General features: G+C 58.1%; 14 protein-coding genes. 8 read left to right on the forward strand and 6 right to left on the reverse strand.

All coding sequences use genetic code 11. The features are described 5' to 3' along the window. Positions 1-80: 80 nt before the first annotated feature. From dapA to AC2A6O_RS03270, 3 genes are all read right to left on the reverse strand, one after another. Positions 81-968, reverse strand: coding sequence for a 4-hydroxy-tetrahydrodipicolinate synthase (dapA, locus tag AC2A6O_RS03260; RefSeq protein ID WP_148584398.1), 888 nt, complete (start codon positions 966-968; stop codon positions 81-83). Between the two features lie 132 nt (positions 969-1,100). Continuing rightward, a complete protein-coding gene (locus AC2A6O_RS03265; RefSeq protein WP_498925705.1) occupies positions 1,101-1,385 on the reverse strand; it encodes a YciI family protein in 285 nt (94 codons plus the stop codon). A 42-nt stretch (positions 1,386-1,427) separates the two neighbouring features. Then, positions 1,428-2,018, reverse strand: coding sequence for a TetR/AcrR family transcriptional regulator (locus AC2A6O_RS03270; protein WP_498925706.1), 591 nt, complete (start codon positions 2,016-2,018; stop codon positions 1,428-1,430). Positions 2,019-2,572: 554 nt separating this feature from the next. Here AC2A6O_RS03270 and egtB point away from each other — a divergent pair. From egtB to AC2A6O_RS03300, 6 genes are all read left to right on the forward strand, one after another. Further along, positions 2,573-3,838 (forward strand): ergothioneine biosynthesis protein EgtB, encoded by a 1,266-nt coding sequence (gene egtB / locus AC2A6O_RS03275; RefSeq protein WP_498925707.1) that lies wholly within the window; start codon positions 2,573-2,575, stop codon positions 3,836-3,838. After that, positions 3,838-4,785, forward strand: coding sequence for an L-histidine N(alpha)-methyltransferase (gene egtD / locus AC2A6O_RS03280; protein ID WP_498925708.1), 948 nt, complete (start codon positions 3,838-3,840; stop codon positions 4,783-4,785). The genes egtB and egtD overlap by 1 nt, the downstream gene beginning before the upstream one ends. A 260-nt stretch (positions 4,786-5,045) precedes the next feature. Beyond that, complete coding sequence (locus AC2A6O_RS03285) at positions 5,046-5,915, forward strand: MurR/RpiR family transcriptional regulator (RefSeq protein WP_498925709.1); 870 nt, start codon at positions 5,046-5,048, stop codon at positions 5,913-5,915. A gap of 58 nt (positions 5,916-5,973) precedes the next feature. Further along, positions 5,974-6,936 (forward strand): TAXI family TRAP transporter solute-binding subunit, encoded by a 963-nt coding sequence (locus tag AC2A6O_RS03290; protein ID WP_498925915.1) that lies wholly within the window; start codon positions 5,974-5,976, stop codon positions 6,934-6,936. A gap of 185 nt (positions 6,937-7,121) precedes the next feature. Next, positions 7,122-9,758, forward strand: a complete 2,637-nt coding sequence (locus AC2A6O_RS03295; protein WP_498925710.1) for a TRAP transporter permease — start codon at positions 7,122-7,124, stop codon at positions 9,756-9,758. Then, on the forward strand, positions 9,755-10,186 hold the full coding sequence (locus AC2A6O_RS03300) for a universal stress protein (protein ID WP_498925711.1): 432 nt from the start codon (positions 9,755-9,757) through the stop codon (positions 10,184-10,186). The genes AC2A6O_RS03295 and AC2A6O_RS03300 overlap by 4 nt, the downstream gene beginning before the upstream one ends. Positions 10,187-10,190: 4 nt before the next feature. Here AC2A6O_RS03300 and AC2A6O_RS03305 read toward each other — a convergent pair whose 3' ends face one another. Beyond that, positions 10,191-11,078 carry a LysR family transcriptional regulator gene (locus tag AC2A6O_RS03305; RefSeq protein WP_498925712.1) on the reverse strand — a complete coding sequence of 296 codons (888 nt, stop codon included), beginning with the start codon at positions 11,076-11,078 and terminating at the stop codon, positions 10,191-10,193. 95 nt (positions 11,079-11,173) lie between these two features. Here AC2A6O_RS03305 and AC2A6O_RS03310 point away from each other — a divergent pair, with 95 nt between their 5' ends. Then, positions 11,174-12,433 carry a M24 family metallopeptidase gene (locus AC2A6O_RS03310; protein ID WP_498925713.1) on the forward strand — a complete coding sequence of 420 codons (1,260 nt, stop codon included), beginning with the start codon at positions 11,174-11,176 and terminating at the stop codon, positions 12,431-12,433. Between the two features lie 17 nt (positions 12,434-12,450). On the opposite strand, the gene AC2A6O_RS03315 is transcribed toward AC2A6O_RS03310, so the two are convergent. Next, positions 12,451-13,035, reverse strand: coding sequence for a hypothetical protein (locus AC2A6O_RS03315; RefSeq protein WP_498925916.1), 585 nt, complete (start codon positions 13,033-13,035; stop codon positions 12,451-12,453). Positions 13,036-13,113: 78 nt separating this feature from the next. After that, on the reverse strand, positions 13,114-14,514 hold the full coding sequence (locus tag AC2A6O_RS03320) for a selenium-binding protein SBP56-related protein (RefSeq protein ID WP_498925714.1): 1,401 nt from the start codon (positions 14,512-14,514) through the stop codon (positions 13,114-13,116). A gap of 441 nt (positions 14,515-14,955) precedes the next feature. Between AC2A6O_RS03320 and yghU the strand changes: the two genes are divergently transcribed. Next, the gene (yghU, locus tag AC2A6O_RS03325; RefSeq protein WP_498925715.1) at positions 14,956-15,825 is read left to right on the forward strand and encodes a glutathione-dependent disulfide-bond oxidoreductase; all 870 of its coding nucleotides are present in this window, start codon (positions 14,956-14,958) and stop codon (positions 15,823-15,825) included. Positions 15,826-16,128 lie beyond the last annotated feature (303 nt).

Consider the following 16,128-nt stretch of genomic DNA (forward strand, 5'->3'; position numbering starts at 1 on the left):
AACCTGGCGCTCAAACATCAGCCAGAACCCGCCTTGCCCGCCAGAGTGAAGAAAGCGGCCCGCCTGTTTCTTCAGCTGGCCTAAGAAATCATCTCAAGACCGGCCACTTCCATGGCCTTGTCAATTTCTCGGCGCGTTGCCTCGGTAACCGCAGTCAGTGGCAGACGGACCTCTTCCCTGCAAAGCCCAAGTCTGGACAGAGCGTATTTGGCGCAGGCCGCGGGCGGTTCCAGAAACATCGCTGAATGAAGCGGCAACAGTCGATCCTGATAATCCCGGGCAAGGTCGAGATTTTCGGCAAGCGATGCTCTTTGGAAATCCGCGCAAAGGCCCGGCGCCACGTTGGCGGTCACCGAAATACACCCACGCCCACCGTGGGCATTGAAGCCCAGCGCAGCAGCATCCTCCGCACTGAACTGCAGAAACGCCTTGCCACAAAGGGCCCTTTGTTTGCTGACCCGCTCCATGCTGCCGGTGGCATCCTTGACGCCGACTATCCGTGGCCAGCGCGCCATCTCGGCCATGGTTTCCGGCAGAATATCGATCACGCAGCGCCCGGGAATATTGTAGAGAATGATCGGGATCGCGCTGTTGTCGTGAAGAACCTTGTAGTGGCTGAGCAGCCCTGCCTGGTTCGGCTTGTTGTAATAGGGCGTCACCACCAGCGCCGCATCCGCGCCAACGGCTTCTGCGTGCTGTAGCATGTCGAGGGACTGTGCCGTTGCGTTGGAGCCCGTGCCGGCAATAACCGGAATGCGGCCAGCCACGAGGTCGACGACACGCTTGATGATGTCCTTATGCTCGATCTTGGAGACAGTCGGGCTTTCACCCGTCGTCCCAACAGCAACCAGCCCGTCGCTGCCCTCGGCTATGTGCCACTCCACCAGACGCTCGAGCGCTTCGATGTCCAGGTTTCCATCCCGGAACGGTGTGACAAGGGCGGGAATGGATCCCTTGAGTTCGAGCATCTGACATCCTCCCGGAGCCATGCCGCATGAGAGCGCCGCCCCGTGTCCATCGATTGACTTGCGTAACCGATGTGCCACCAAAAGCTTGCTGCTGGCAACCTGCTCTGCCCTTGCATGAACACCTTCCTGCGGTCAGGCAGCCAGAAACTCCAGACGATCATCCAGACGTGCCGGGGTGATTTCCAGAATTTCTGCGGTCACGACGCCTTCCGCAACGAAGGGATCCTCGGCAACGAAAGCTTCCAGCTTCTCCAGGCTTGCGCCATGGGCCAGAATCCCGCCGCCACGGTTCGGCTGCAAACTGCCGACCATCAGGAAGTATCCTTCCTCGAAGCCGCGCTGGATCCAGGCCTTGTGACCTTCCATCAGCTCCCCTGCTCGGGCCTTGTCCGCAAAGGTCAGTGTCACGACAAACATATCCGTCTCCATTCCAGTTTATGTGAAAGGCAAAAAGGGGGATTACTGGCTGCGTTTCTGATCCGTTGCAGCCACGATGCCGTCCAGCCAGGTCAGGATCTTCGACACCTCGCGCTCGACATAGGCTGGGTCCTTGAACGCCTGGGCGAGCGTCGCGACGCCCTGGCTCCAGCCAAGGACATGCAAGGCATTGTCCCTGGAGTTTTCACCGCAGCCGAGTTCGAGGAACTGCTGCTCGAGCCAGTCCCCAAACAGAGCCATGATCTCGTTCGCCCTGTCCCCGGAGGGGTGATCGATCTTGGCAAGTTCCGTCGTCAGTGTGCCAACGGGGCAGCCATAGGCCATTATCTTCGCCTGATTGACGATGACGATCCGGATGAAACACTCGATCCGGTTTCGTGCGCCGTCCGCCGTCTCGTCCCATTTGGCGAGCAGCTTTCTGCGGTCCGACAATCGTTTGTCGATGACCGCGTCCAGGATCTCGTCCTTGGTCTTGAAGTGATAATAGAAGTTGCCGCGCGAGATTTTGACCGCTGCGGCAATGTCGGCAAAGGACGTCTGCGCAAAACCCTGGGCATAGAAAAGGCCGTCTGCTGCATCGATGATCTGTTGCCGCGTTTCAGTTGCCGCCACCAAATTCACCTCCTCTTGCTTTCTCCAACGCGCCCCTAGGACAATTGACCTAATCAAGAATTAGGACAATCGTCCAAATTCGTCAAGCCCATTCGGCCGTAGACGGAAGGCGCTTTAAACAAGGGCGCAGATGCACGGGGAACACGGAAGCTTCGCGATGCTTCCTAAGCAGTTTCCGTACGATTTCGTTGCGCCTCACATCAATGTGAAAGGCGGTTGCAGTATCTCCTGACACACCCTGTCAGGAGATCTCATTCAGGATGCCAGCAGGCAACAACGCCGAAGCCACATGATCGCACCCCGAAAAAAACACCATCATTTTCAACAACTTGTTGAATTTACCAACAATAAAACCTCAAATGCAGATTAAATGAAACAATGATATTTTTCATCAACACCATGCAACCAACCTCTTTGACAGCGCATTTACGCACAGGGTGGGCGCAATTTCCGGCATTGGAATGTCACGTTCGCTGCCTATCTAAGGTCCGCTTGGTGGCAGACACAGGTTCGGCTGGAGGCACAGCAGCCGGTTCCCGCGTGGAGGGATATATATGACTTTGCTGGATGGGCGGATGCAGGATGCACCGCGTTCCGACGTAACGGACCTGTTCGATCAGGTCAGAGCGCAAACACTTGCGCTCGCCGCTTCACTTACTGCTGAAGACATGGGGCTGCAATCCATGGAAGACGCCAGTCCGCCAAAATGGCATCTGGCGCATACAACCTGGTTTTTCGAAGAGTTTATCCTAAAGCCTTCCCTGCCCGGCTATCAGCCACGTGATGATCGCTTCGCCGTCCTGTTCAACTCCTACTATGTTCAGGCAGGGCCGAGGCACACCCGGTCAAAACGGGGTCTGCTTTCGCGGCCCAGCGCGAACGACGTGCTTGAATATCGCTCACACGTGGAAGACGCCCTGCGCGAAGGGCTGGTCGGCAACGCGTTTTCGCTGGATCAGGACAAGCTTGAAGACCTGATCACGCTCGGGTGTCACCACGAAATGCAGCACCAGGAATTGCTGGTGACAGATCTTCTGCATGCCTTTTCCTTCAATCCTCTGCTGCCTGGCTATGTCGAAGCGAAACCGGCTCCGGTGAGCGCGGTAGAGGATGCAGAGTGGATATCCTATGACGGCGGCCTTCTTGAAATCGGCCACGACGGCACCGGCTTTGCCTATGACTGCGAAGGACCGCGTCACAAGGTCTGGCTGGAGCCTTACCGACTAGCGGACCGTCCCGTCACCAACGGCGAATGGATCGCCTTCATGGAAGACGGCGGCTACTCCAACCAGACGCTTTGGCTGATGGAAGGCTGGGCCGTTCGCGAAAAGAACGGTTGGGACAGTCCCCTCTACTGGTGGCAGCAGGACGATCAATGGTGGACCTTCACCTTGCAGGGCCCCCGGCCCGTCGACCTTGCCGCACCGGTTGTCCATGTCAGCTACTACGAAGCAGATGCCTTTGCCCGTTGGGCAGGACACCGGCTGCCGACGGAGGCGGAGTGGGAAGCAGCTGCAGAGCCTACCCTGATCGACGGCAATTTTCTGGAAAACGGAGCCTTTCTGCCGGTTGGCCGCAGGCCCGGGCTCTGGGGCGACGTCTGGCAATGGACCAGCAGCGCCTTCAGCCCCTATCCCGGCTTCAAACCGCCCGAAGGGGCCATTGGCGAATACAATGGAAAATTCATGGTCAACCAGATGGTTCTGCGCGGCGGGTCCTGCGCAACGCCGAAGGAGCAGATGCGGGCCTCCTACCGCACGTTCTTCTATCCACACCAACGCTGGCAGATGCTCGGCCTGAGGCTGGCAGGAGACCTATGATGACCAAACATGTATCGCCTGAAGCGCAGGCAGATCTGTTTCGCGACGATATTCTTGCAGGGCTCCTGAAAGACCGGAAGGTCGTCAGCAGCAAATGGCTCTATGACGATGTGGGGTCGCATCTTTTCGAAGCGATCACGGAACTTGATGCCTATTATCCAACCCGGACCGAGATCTCGATCCTGGAACGGAACGCAAAGAAATACCGCCGGCTTCCCGGGGCACGCGGAGCAATGGTGGAACTTGGCAGCGGATCCAGCCGCAAGACCGACCTGTTGCTGGATGCCTTTCCGGATCTGTCCGTCTATATGCCGATCGACATTTCAGCCAATCACCTGAAAGCCGCAGCCGAACGGGTTCGCCGTGCCTACCCGTCCTTGGCTGTCATTCCGGTCGCCGCCGATTTTACACAGCCCTTCGGTCAGCTCCCCTTGCTGCCTGAATTGCCTGTCCTGATCTTCTTTCCCGGCTCCACGATCGGCAACTTCGAAAAATCAGAGGCAGCGGCCCTCCTGTCGAACATTCGCTCCGCCATGCCGGAAGCAAGCCTGATCATCGGGGTGGACCGGCCGAAGGACGCCCAGGTTCTGCAGGATGCCTATGACGATCCGGCCGGCATCACTGCGGCGTTCAACCAGAACCTTCTGCAACGGATCAACCGGGAACTGGACGGCACTTTCGATCTCGCCGCCTTTGCGCATAAAGCCGTCTGGAACGTCAGTGAAAGCCGGATCGAGATGCACCTGGAAAGCAAGGCACAGCAGACGGTGACCATCGCCGGTGAAACCGTTGCATTTGCGAAGGGCGAGACCATTCACACCGAAAACTCGCACAAATACAACGAAGACGCCTTCGAAGGCATCGCCCGCGAAGGGGGATGGCAGATTACCGACGTCGACAGCGACGAGAACAACTGGTTCTCCGTCTACACGCTACAGGCCGCCTAGTTCCGGCCGAAAGGACGAACAGGTGAGGCTACCCTTTAGCCTCACCTGTTCCCGAAGCCGTTCCCTCACCTTGGAGCCCCTTCGACCTGCGCGCTCCCGCGCCTGTTTCTTTTTCTGTGACAGCAGCTTCCGATCTCCAACGAGACCTTCATGTGTAAAAAACACGCATGAATTACGTGCGTGCGGCACGGGAAGTTTTCGCGCACGAAACATTTGTTTCACAAATTGACAATGCAAAAAACAAATGAAACAGTAACCGGATGGAAACCATTTCGCCGCCCCATCTGCGTTCCGCCATTTCGGCCAATTATGCCGAGTTGAGCGATGCTTTGCGGACAGCGGCGGACTATGTTGCTGAAAACCAAGTGGAAATCGCCACCCGCAGCCTGCGATCCATCGCATCGGCCAGTGGTGTTTCACCAGCAAGCTACACAAGACTTGCCAGAGCCTTGGGCTTTTCCGACTACGAAGCGTTGCGTGAGCAGGCCCGGAACGAATTAAGCCATCGGGGGCGGGACACGTTTCAGGACAAGGCCAGGAAGCTTCGCTCCGATGCCGACCTGCCTTTGTTGCCGCGCCAGGTTTCCGCCTGCATCGACAACATCAAGGCGCTGGTGGACGACATCGACCCGGCGGTTCTGCACGCCGCAGTCGACCGGCTCAGCCAGTCCCGAAAGATCATCCTAATCGGTGCCCTCGCCTCTGCGGGTTTCACCGACTATTTCGCCTATCTGGCGAAGTGGTTCGACGACAGGTGGATTGTTGCCGGACGCAACGGAGCGACACTGGGCAGCACGCTTGCGAGTATCACCTCGGAAGACACGGTCATTGTCCTGTCCAAACACCCTTATGCCCACCGTTCGGTGCGTGCGGTCGAAGTGGCTGCAGGAAATGGTGCACAAGTGATTGTCCTGACCGACAGCCACACTTTCCCGGCATTACAATTCGCGACTTACCACTTCATACAACGCACTGATAGTCCTCACTTTTTCTCGTCTTACGCAGCCACGCTCGTGCTTATCGAAACCATCACAGGCATGCTGGTTGCGCGGGCCGGAGCCGAGGCGGAAGCCCGGATCCAGGAGGTCGACAGACACAATCGTCTGCTCGACGAATTTGAAAACGTCTAGCGTGGATCGCCATGCCGGACATAAGAAACGAAACAAAGGGAAGCCAAGTCAAATGATGATGAAACTGAACCTTGCGGGCGCCGTTCTGGCGACCAGCATCGCATTCTCCGGCGCAGCCTCTGCAGAGCAATTCATCACCATCGGCACCGGTGGTGTGACTGGCGTCTATTATCCGACAGGCGGCGCCATCTGCAGACTGGTCAACAAGGGCCGGAAGGATCACGGTATCCGCTGCTCCGTGGAATCCACCGGCGGGTCCGTCTACAACATCAACACGGTTCGCGCAGGCGAATTGGAATTCGGTGTTGCCCAGTCCGATTGGCAGTACCACGCCTATAACGGCACCTCGAAGTTCGAGGACAAAGGCCCGTTTGAAGACCTGCGCGCCGTCTTTTCCGTACATCCCGAGCCGTTCACCGTCGTTGCCCGCGCCGATAGCGGCATCAAGACCTTCGAGGACCTGAAAGGCAAGCGCGTCAACATCGGCAATCCGGGTTCCGGTCAGCGCGGCACCATGGAAGTTCTGATGGAGGCCATGGGCTGGACCGCCGACGACTTCGCGCAGGCAACCGAGCTGAAGGCCGCGGAACAGTCTGCCGCCCTTTGCGACAATCAGATCGACGCAATGGTCTACACGGTTGGCCACCCGTCCGGCTCCATTCAGGAAGCCACCACCGCATGCGATTCCAAGCTCGTGACCGTTGACGGCCCGGTCGTCGACAAGCTGATCGACGACAACAGCTACTACCGCAAGGCCACCATCCCTGGCGGCATGTACCGCGGCAATGATGAGGACGTCACCACGTTCGGCGTCGGCGCGACCTTCATCACCTCTGCGAAGGTTGACGATGAAGTCGTCTATACGCTGGTCAAGTCGGTCTTCGAGAACTTCGATGCCTTCAAGAAACTGCATCCTGCGTTTGCCAACCTGACGCCGGAAGAAATGGTGAAGGACGGTCTGTCCGCACCGCTGCATCCGGGCGCTGCGAAGTACTACAAGGAACAGGGCTGGATCAACTAAGCCCTTCATTCAATGCGGGCCCGGTCATTATCCGGGCCCGTTTCTCAGCTGCGGCCCATTGACCGACAGGCGGGCCAAGGCATTTCATATATCAATTGACAGATGCCACGGCCTGCGTGGTTTTCGGGTGCCAGCCTCGCGCAACACATCCGTTGCGCTTCAGCCGGAAGACCGGGGGGAACTTCATGTCTGAGCAGAACCAGCCGAACGGACGGGACCAACGACAGGGACTATCCGAAGAAGAACTTCAGGAACTCGTAGCGTCCTCCGATTCCGGGTCCAGAAACCCTGCGGGATCCGTCGGGCTGCTGATCGCCGGCGTTGCACTGATCTGGTCCTGTTTCCAGGTTCTGCTTGCCTCCCCCATCGTCTATTACGTGCTGCCGTCCGACATCATCAACAACAGCCGTCAGTTTCACCTGGCCTTCGCGATGTTCCTGGCTTTCATGGCCTATCCGGCGCTTACAAGCAGCCCGAGACATCGCGTCCCGATTCAGGATTGGGTTCTGGCAATTTTCGGCGCCTTCATTTCGCTCTACGGTTTCTTCTTCTACGAAAAGATCGTTGCCAATGGCGGGCTTGCGGACAACATGGACAAGTGGTTCGCGCTCGCCGGCATCGTCGTTCTGTTTGAAGCCGCGCGCCGTGCGCTAGGCCCGGCCATGGCCATCGTCGCAACCGTTTTCCTGCTCTACGTCTTCTTCGGCTCTTCCGAATGGGTTCCGGAGGTCATCCGCTGGAAGGGCGCTTCGCTGCAAAAGGCGATGAGCCACATGTGGATCACTTCGGAAGGCGTTTTCGGCATCGCACTCGGTGTATCCACCAAGTTCGTCTTCCTGTTCGTGCTTTTTGGCGCCTTGCTGGACAAGGCCGGTGCGGGCAACTACTTCATCAAGATGGCCTTCGGTGCGCTTGGCCACCTGAAGGGCGGCCCGGCAAAGGCAGCCGTCGTCGGCTCTGCGGCCACCGGCCTCATTTCCGGCTCGTCCATCGCCAACGTTGTCACAACGGGCACATTCACCATTCCGCTGATGAAACGGGTCGGCTTCACGTCCGAGCAGGCAGGCTCCGTCGAGGTTGCCTCTTCGGTGAACGGTCAGATCATGCCTCCGGTGATGGGAGCCGCCGCCTTTCTGATGGTCGAATACGTCGGCATTTCCTATGTCGACGTGATCACCCACGCCTTCCTGCCGGCCGTGATTTCCTACATCGCGCTCGTCTATATCGTGCACCTGGAAGCCGTTAAGCGGAACATGCCCACCATCGGGCACAAGTCCGTCTCAACCCTGCGCACGATCATCGGCATGTTCGTCTTCTTCGCCGCCTTTGCAGCGCTTTGCTACAGCGTGCAATATCCGGTCGGCTGGGTTGTCGCCCTTGTGCCGGAAGGCGCATCCTGGGTTCTTGCTCTGCTGGTTTTCGTTGCCTATCTCGCCCTTCTGAAACTGGCCGCAAGCGTCGACGATCTTCATCCGGATGATCCCAACGCAAAAGAAATCACGCTTCCGGATATTTCGCAGATCTACAAGGCAGGCCTTTACTACCTGCTGCCGATCGTCGTTCTGGTCTACTTCCTGATGATCGAGCAGAAGTCGCCGGGGCTTTCCGCCTTCTGGGCAACGGCACTGCTTTTTGCGATCCTTCTGACACAGCGCCCCATCAAGGCGATCTTCCGCGGTGAAAGCGAGACCGTCGAAGCCTTCAAGGCAGGTGTCGTCGACCTCGGTCACGGCATGATCGACGGTGCGCGCAACATGATCGGCATTGGTCTTGCCACCGCGACCGCCGGCATCATCGTCGGCACGGTCACACTGACCGGTATCGGCCAGGTGATGGCGGATCTCGTCGAGTTCGTCTCAGGCGGCAATCTTGTGCTGATGCTGATCTTCGTCGGCATCCTGTCACTCGTGCTGGGCATGGGGCTGCCGACAACAGCCAACTACATCGTCGTGTCTTCCCTGATGGCCGGTGTGGTGGTCGAACTCGGCGCGCAATCCGGACTGATCGTGCCGCTGATCGCCGTCCACCTGTTCGTCTTTTACTTCGGCATCATGGCGGATGTGACGCCACCCGTGGGGCTAGCCTCCTTTGCCGCGGCAGCGGTGTCGGGGGGCGATGCGATCAAGACGGGGTTCACCGCATTCTTCTATTCCCTGCGGACCGTCGCCCTGCCCTTCGTCTTCATCTTCAACACCGATCTTCTCCTGATCGACGTCACGGTCACCCAGGGCATACTCGTCTTCATCATGGCGACGATAGCGATCCTGGTGTTTACCGCCGGCACGATGGGCTACTTCCTGACCAAGAACAGGATCTACGAAAGCGTCGCCCTGGTGCTGGTTGCCTTCATTCTGTTCCGTCCGGATTTCTTCATGAACCGGATCCAGCCTCCGTTCGAGATCGTCTCTCCGGACCATTTCGTCCAGGCGGTTGGCGATGCGCCGGCAGGAAGCGAAATCCGACTGGTGCTGAGCGGCCCGGACTTCGATACCGGCAAGACGATGGAAACGCGCATCGCGATCACGCCCGGAAGCGAAGACGGCGGAGAAGCGAGGTTGCAGGCGCTTGGCCTGACGACCATCGAGGAAGACGGCGTTCTGAAGCTGGATGAACCCTTCCCGGGAACGCCCTACTTCGAGCAGCTTGGCACCTTCGACTTCTATGGTGACGAACCGGTGATCGTGAAGGAAGCCCGGCTCGAGGCCGATCAGTGGCCGAAGGAACTGATCTATATTCCGGGGCTGCTGTTTCTCGCCATCATCTTCCTCCTCCAACGCGCCCGTGCAGGCCGGACCACCCGTGAAGAAGGAGCAGCGGCATGACGAAATCCATCCTGTGCGCCCTCGATGTTCAGCACGAAAACGACACCATGGTGTTGCAGACGGCTGACAAGCTTGCCCGTCTGGACGATGCCCAGCTCGATGTGATCACCGTTGTTCCGAGCGCGGGCATCAATCTTGTCGCCTCCTACTTCGATGAGAACTTCCAGGGCCAGATGGTGGCGGAAACCCAGAAAAAACTGGTCGAGAAAGTCTCGAGCATTCTGGGGGCGGAAAGAAACAGCGAAATCCGTCATCTGGTCGCTACCGGCTCGATCTACGAGGAAATCCTGGAAGCGGCAAAAAAGACTGGGGCGGACCTGATCGTCATCGGTTCCCACCAGCCGCATTTGAGCGAATTCCTGCTCGGGCCCAATGCGGCCCGGGTCGTGCGTCACTCCAAGTGCTCGGTCTATGTTGTGCGCGACTAGGGTATCAGCCGACTGAAAGAAGTGCGTCTTTCATCCGCTCGGCTTCCACGCCGAGCGGCCGCATGTTCGGCCAGGCAATGAAATAGCCCATCCCCGTCTTGAGCGTGGCGCTGTCCAGTGGCACGAGGCGGCTTGAGGAAATCTCCTCCTGCAACAACGGCAAGGCGCCGAGCGCGAGCCCCTGCCCCTTCAAGGCGCGCCCGATGGACTGGTTGTAGCTAGCACATATGTGAACAGGCCAATTCTTGAGTTCCGTTCTCCCGGTTCGCTGGATCCAGCCCGGCCAGTCGATCCAGTTTGGCGCCAGACGCGGGTAATTGAGAAGTGATGGCGATAGTCCGTTCCCGCCGTGCAGCACATGCTCGATAACCTCCGGCGTCCCGACCGGGGTCAGAACCTCCTGAAACAGCAGTTCCGACTGCCAGCCCGGAAACCGGCCGTCGCCATGCAGGATGACAAGGTCGTGCTCCGGTTTGAGGAGGTCCCCCAGGTCGTCTGCCGTTGCCAGATTGAACAGACAGGCCTCTTCGGAAAGCGCAAAGTCCTTCAGCTTCGGCTGAAGCCAGAAGGCAGCAAGTGCTGTCACGGACGCAATCCGCACGACGGGCCTCTCCGGCACTTTCAGCGCGCTCAGCGCCTGTGTCAGATAGTCCAGCGTCATGCCTGTCTTCTCGGCAAGGTATGTCCCAGCTTCCGTTGGCTGAAGCCTTCGGCCGGACCGCTCGAACAGGTCAACGCCCAGCCACTCTTCCAGCTGCCGGATGCGTTTGGAAACGGCGGCCTGGGTCACGAAGAGTTCTTCGGCGGCCTCTGTGAAATTCAGATGACGCATGGCGGCTTCGAAGAAGACCAGCGTGTCGAGCGGCGGAAGGGACTTGCGATAGGCTTGCATTACCAGAAGTTATCTAACGCCCCGAATTTTTCCAACCTTTTAAAGCGACATCGACCGTTCGATATTCCGGTCAGTTGAACTGGAGACGATGACAGATGGCGGAACTGGACTGGCACGCGGAGCGCAGCGACCTTCAGGGTCTGGCACAGCTCGACCGGGCACCCGAGGTGGACGGCATAGACCTTGTGGCCGTTCGCACATACCGGCAGCAACGTGTCCGTCAGAAGATGGCCGAATATGGCGTCGACGCGGTGATCCTGTCCGATCCGGTCAACATCCGCTATGCGACCGGTACGCGGAACATGCAGGTGTTTTCCATGCGTAATGCGCCGTCGCGTTACCTGCTTTTGACCCAGAACCGCGCCATTTTGTTCGAGTTCACCGGCTGTCTTCATCTTGGCGAAGGGTATGAAACCGTCGATGAGGTCCGTCCTTCGAAGACCGCAAGTTTCGTTGCCGCAGGGCCTCATATTGCTGAACGTGAGCGCGTCTGGGCCGCGGAGATGGCGGATACGATCCATGAGTTGACGGGTCTGAAGGATGCCACAGTGGGGCTGGAACGGCTGAATGCGGGCACAGCCATCGCGCTGAAAGAGGCCGGTCTCAATGTGGTTGATGCCCAGCAGCCCGTGGAAATGGCGCGCGCGATCAAGTCACCGGAAGAAATGAAATGCGTGATTGCCTCCTTGCGCGCAACGGAGATTGGCGTCGGCAAGCTGCGCGAGGCCATCCGCCCGGGGCTCACGGAGGCCGAACTCTGGTCAGTGCTGCACAAGTCGATCATCGAGCAGAACGGCGACTACGTCGAAACGCGGCTCCTGAACGCGGGAGCCCGCACCAATCCGTGGTTCCAGGAAACATCGGACAATGTCATTGGAGAGAACGAGCTGATCGCCCTCGATACGGATGTCGTCGGCTGCCACGGTTACTACGCAGACTTTTCCCGCACCTTCCATTCCGGCCCGGATCGGCCGACAGACACCCAGCGCGAGCTTTACAAGGTTGCCTATGAGCAGGTTCACCACAACATGGGCATTCTCAAGCCCGGCATGAGCTTTCGTGATTATGCCGACCGGGCGTGGAACATCCCCGAGCGCTACTATGCCCACCGTTACTACCTGTCCGCCCATGGCTGCGGCATGACCGGCGAATACCCTTATCTCTATCACCACGGCGATTTTCCGGATGCCGGCTATGACGGTATCGTGGAGCCAGGCATGACGCTTTGCGTTGAAAGCTTCATTGGCGCGGAGGGGGCGAAGGAAGGCGTGAAGCTGGAACAGCAGGTCTTGATCACCGAAACCGGCATAGAGACCCTGTCCCGGTTTCCGTTCGAGGCACATCTGCTGGTTTAGCGTATGGACCTATCGGCTCAGCTGCGAAGCGCCAGGAAAAGGGCGAACACACCGACGAGAACAAGGCTGGACGCCCAGACGCGGTCCAGGTTGAACCACGCCTTTTGCAAAAACCTTAAGCCCAGCCAGCAATAGACACCGATTGCAAGACCACCGCCGGCCAATGCCATGGCGAGCGTGTGAACCGCTGCGACCAGCAACGCCATCCTCACATCCGCCCCCATGAGCGTGCCAGCCGCCGCGTGGCCCGCCTCCTGCTCCATCGCGCAGATACCCAGATAGATCGGCACGAGCATCAGCCCCGCCCCATGGGCGATTGCCACCAGAAAGGACCAGAGGCCGAGCTTTGCCGGTGAGATCCTGGCCAGAAATCGCGGATGGCGATCGGTGATCAGCAGGTAAAGCCCCATGCCGATCACCAGACAAGCGGCGCCAATGCGGATTTCCCGCTCCAGGTTCACCAGCGTGACCATCGCCGAAAAGGGCAACAGAACAACCAGCATCGCCGCCAGATGTCCGGCCGCCAGCAGGATCAGCGCACGCGGCAGGGCCAGCGCACGCTGCTCCATCAAGGCGGCCGACACAGCCAGGGGCCACCCCATGCCCGGGTTCAGGCCGTGATAAAGCCCCGATGCGATGACGGCCCACCAAAGAGCCGTCACATTTGCCTCTTCCAAAACCTAGACCGACGGAAAGCAGAAACTGTCGGTCGAGCAGTCGCCGCCCTCGAGCCGGATCTGGTGCGACCGGTAGCCCTTTGGAAAGTCGACCCAGAAATCCGGATCGAGCGTCAAGCCGCCTCCGGTTGCCGCCCGGGCCATCACCATCGCCGCCCCGCCCTCTCCGGGATAGAACTGATCGTCCCACGTGGAATAAAGCGAATTTGTCCAATAGACCCGCTGGCCGTCGCGGCTGATCTCGACCATTTGAGGGCCGTAGCCGAAAGTCTTGCCGTTCGGATGTTTGGTCTTTTTTACAATTCCACCGATCTCGACCTTGCCCGCGAGCACCGGCTTCATCGGGTCTGAGACATCATACTGATGCATCTCGCCCGTGCCCCAGCAGGCAACATAGAGATACTTGTCGTCGAGGCTGAGATCGATGTCGGTTACCAGAGGCGGAACGGCGGAAAACCCCTTCAGCAGTTCCGGCAGGTCCGCGGGGTCGGCCGGTTGTGGGTCAATGGTGATGGTTTTCTTGGCTTCAAACGTGCCGTCGTCCTTGCGCCACCAGGTGAAGATCGCGCCTTGCAGGTTGGTGGTGTCAACGACAACGCCGCAAAAGCCGTATTGTTTTGCGGGATCGTGGGCAGGGCGAACTTCAAGGGCCATCTGATGGTTTTCGCCCAGATCGATGGTCTGTATGTTTTTCCGTCCGCGCAGATCCCAGAAATGCAGGCTGTGGCCGTATTTGTTGGACAGAAGATCTTCCGCGACGAGACCGTTTTCGAATTGCGGCGGCAGCCCCCATTCGGATGACACCATGTAGTCTCGCGGCAGGTTCCACCAGAAATCATAATGTTTGTCCTGGACGCCGCGATCCATTTCGTATCGGCCGAGAATGTCGAAGGTCTCGCAGTCCATGATGAAGATGCCAGGAGGCCCGTCGGTGCCGTCAGCGCCACCGCCGCCAAGGGTCGAGACATATATGCCCTCCGGTCCGCAATGGATCGTGTGGGGGCGGGAATAGCCTGTCTTTGCAAAGAGTTCTTCCGGTTCGATGATCTTGTGAATCTTCGCCTGCAGCGGCTCTTTCACATCGATAATGTAAATTCGCGACGACCGGATGCCCGGAATGATCAGATAGCGGCGTTCCAGAAAGGCGTGGCCCGTCAAGGGTGACAGGGCCGATGAACAGGCGTTCCAGCCGAAATGGTGGAATTCGTCGCCCTTGTTCGGCATGAAGACGGAATGCACGATCTTGCCGTAGTCCGGGCTTTCCGGATCGACATTGACGACGGCAAGGCCGTCGGGCTGTGAGAAATCGGGACTGAGCATCAGTGTGAATGCCAGTTTTTCAACTGGCGCTTCCATCGCCATGCGTGGCGTCGGATAAAAACTCGGATCGGGCCTCAAATTCATGTCGTCCTCCCTCAACGTGATGACATTCAAGACGGGATGTCCGCATTCATTTTCTTGTTTTTGCCGACCTCCCGAATACGTCTCCAATGCTGCTTCTCATGCGCTTTGTACCCGGATTTTGCCGATGATCTTCTACCGGACAAGCGGCCATTCCGAGTGCAATTCCAAAAGAATGCCTGAAATACGAGCACGGGTCGATGGCGAAAACGCATTCCAACTTCTTGAGAATACATAGAACGCCAAACTTCAATCTCGCCTTCAACTGCAACGGGATTTTCAAGATGCCCGCGCCGGCGCAATTATTTGCCCTTGTCCTAAAATCAACCCTAGGCAATCCTGCCATGACCGCCTATCTAATCGTAAGATTGCGATGGATCACGTTGTCCATTGCTCTGTTCTTATCATCCGTTTACCGCACGACCCGTTCCGGAGACTTGCCTCATGAGTGACCCGACCTACACCCCGCCTAAAGTCTGGACCTGGGAACAGCCAAGCGGCGGCCAGTTTGCCAGTATCAACCGGCCTGTTTCAGGTGCGACCCATGAAAAGGAACGGCCCGTCGGCAAGCACCCGCTTCAGCTTTACTCCCTGGCGACCCCGAATGGCGTCAAGGTGACGGTGATGCTCGAAGAGCTGCTCGCGCTCGGCCACAAAGGCGCTGAATATGATGCCTGGCTGATCAAGATCAACGATGGCGATCAGTTCTCCAGCGGCTTCGTTGAAGCCAACCCCAATTCCAAGATCCCGGCGCTGGTCGACCACTCGACCGACACCCCCACCCGGGTGTTCGAATCCGGCTCCATTCTGCTGTATCTAGCAGAGAAGTTCGGTGAATTCCTGCCCGAGGATCCTGCCAAACGCACCGAAACGCTGAACTGGCTGTTCTGGCAGATGGGGTCAGCTCCCTATCTCGGCGGCGGTTTCGGCCACTTTTATGCTTATGCGCCGGAAAAGTATCAGTATCCCATCGACCGTTTTGCCATGGAAGCCAAGCGGCAGCTCGACGTTCTCGACAAGGCGCTGGCCGAACGCCCCTACATTGCGGGCGACGACTACACCATCGCCGACATGGCGATCTTCCCCTGGTATGGCGGAATGGTCCTTGGCCGCGCCTATGATGCAGCCGAATTCCTGTCTGTTCACGAATACAAGAACCTTCTGGCCTGGGCCGAGAAGATCGATGCACGTCCGGCGGTTGTCCGTGGACGCAAGGTGAATCGGACCTGGGGCGAAGATCACGAGCAGCTTCCAGAGCGTCACGATTCCGCTGATCTGGATGCAAAGGCCGCTCTGGACCCGGCCGCAGAATAAATTTTATTTGGCAGCGGTTCTGTTTTCAGGAACCGCTGCTCCAATTTTTTACACGATCAGTCTTGGATCAATGAGGCCGGATATTTTAGGCGGCCGGGAAAATTCACTATTTCCGGGCCATTTTTGAGTATTCCGGTTTCGGAATGTCCTTTCTCATAGTTTCCAATACCCTTGTTTTGTAAACCCCGTTAAATTTATATCACGCAGCTCTGATTGTGCGTTGCGGCAATACCCGCCAAATTCAGTCGGAAGACACCTTGTCATAAGTAAAATTTTCGTTTCTAAATCTCAGGACGTTTGTGA

It is taken from the genome of Labrenzia sp. ATLA3, assembly GCF_057180185.1.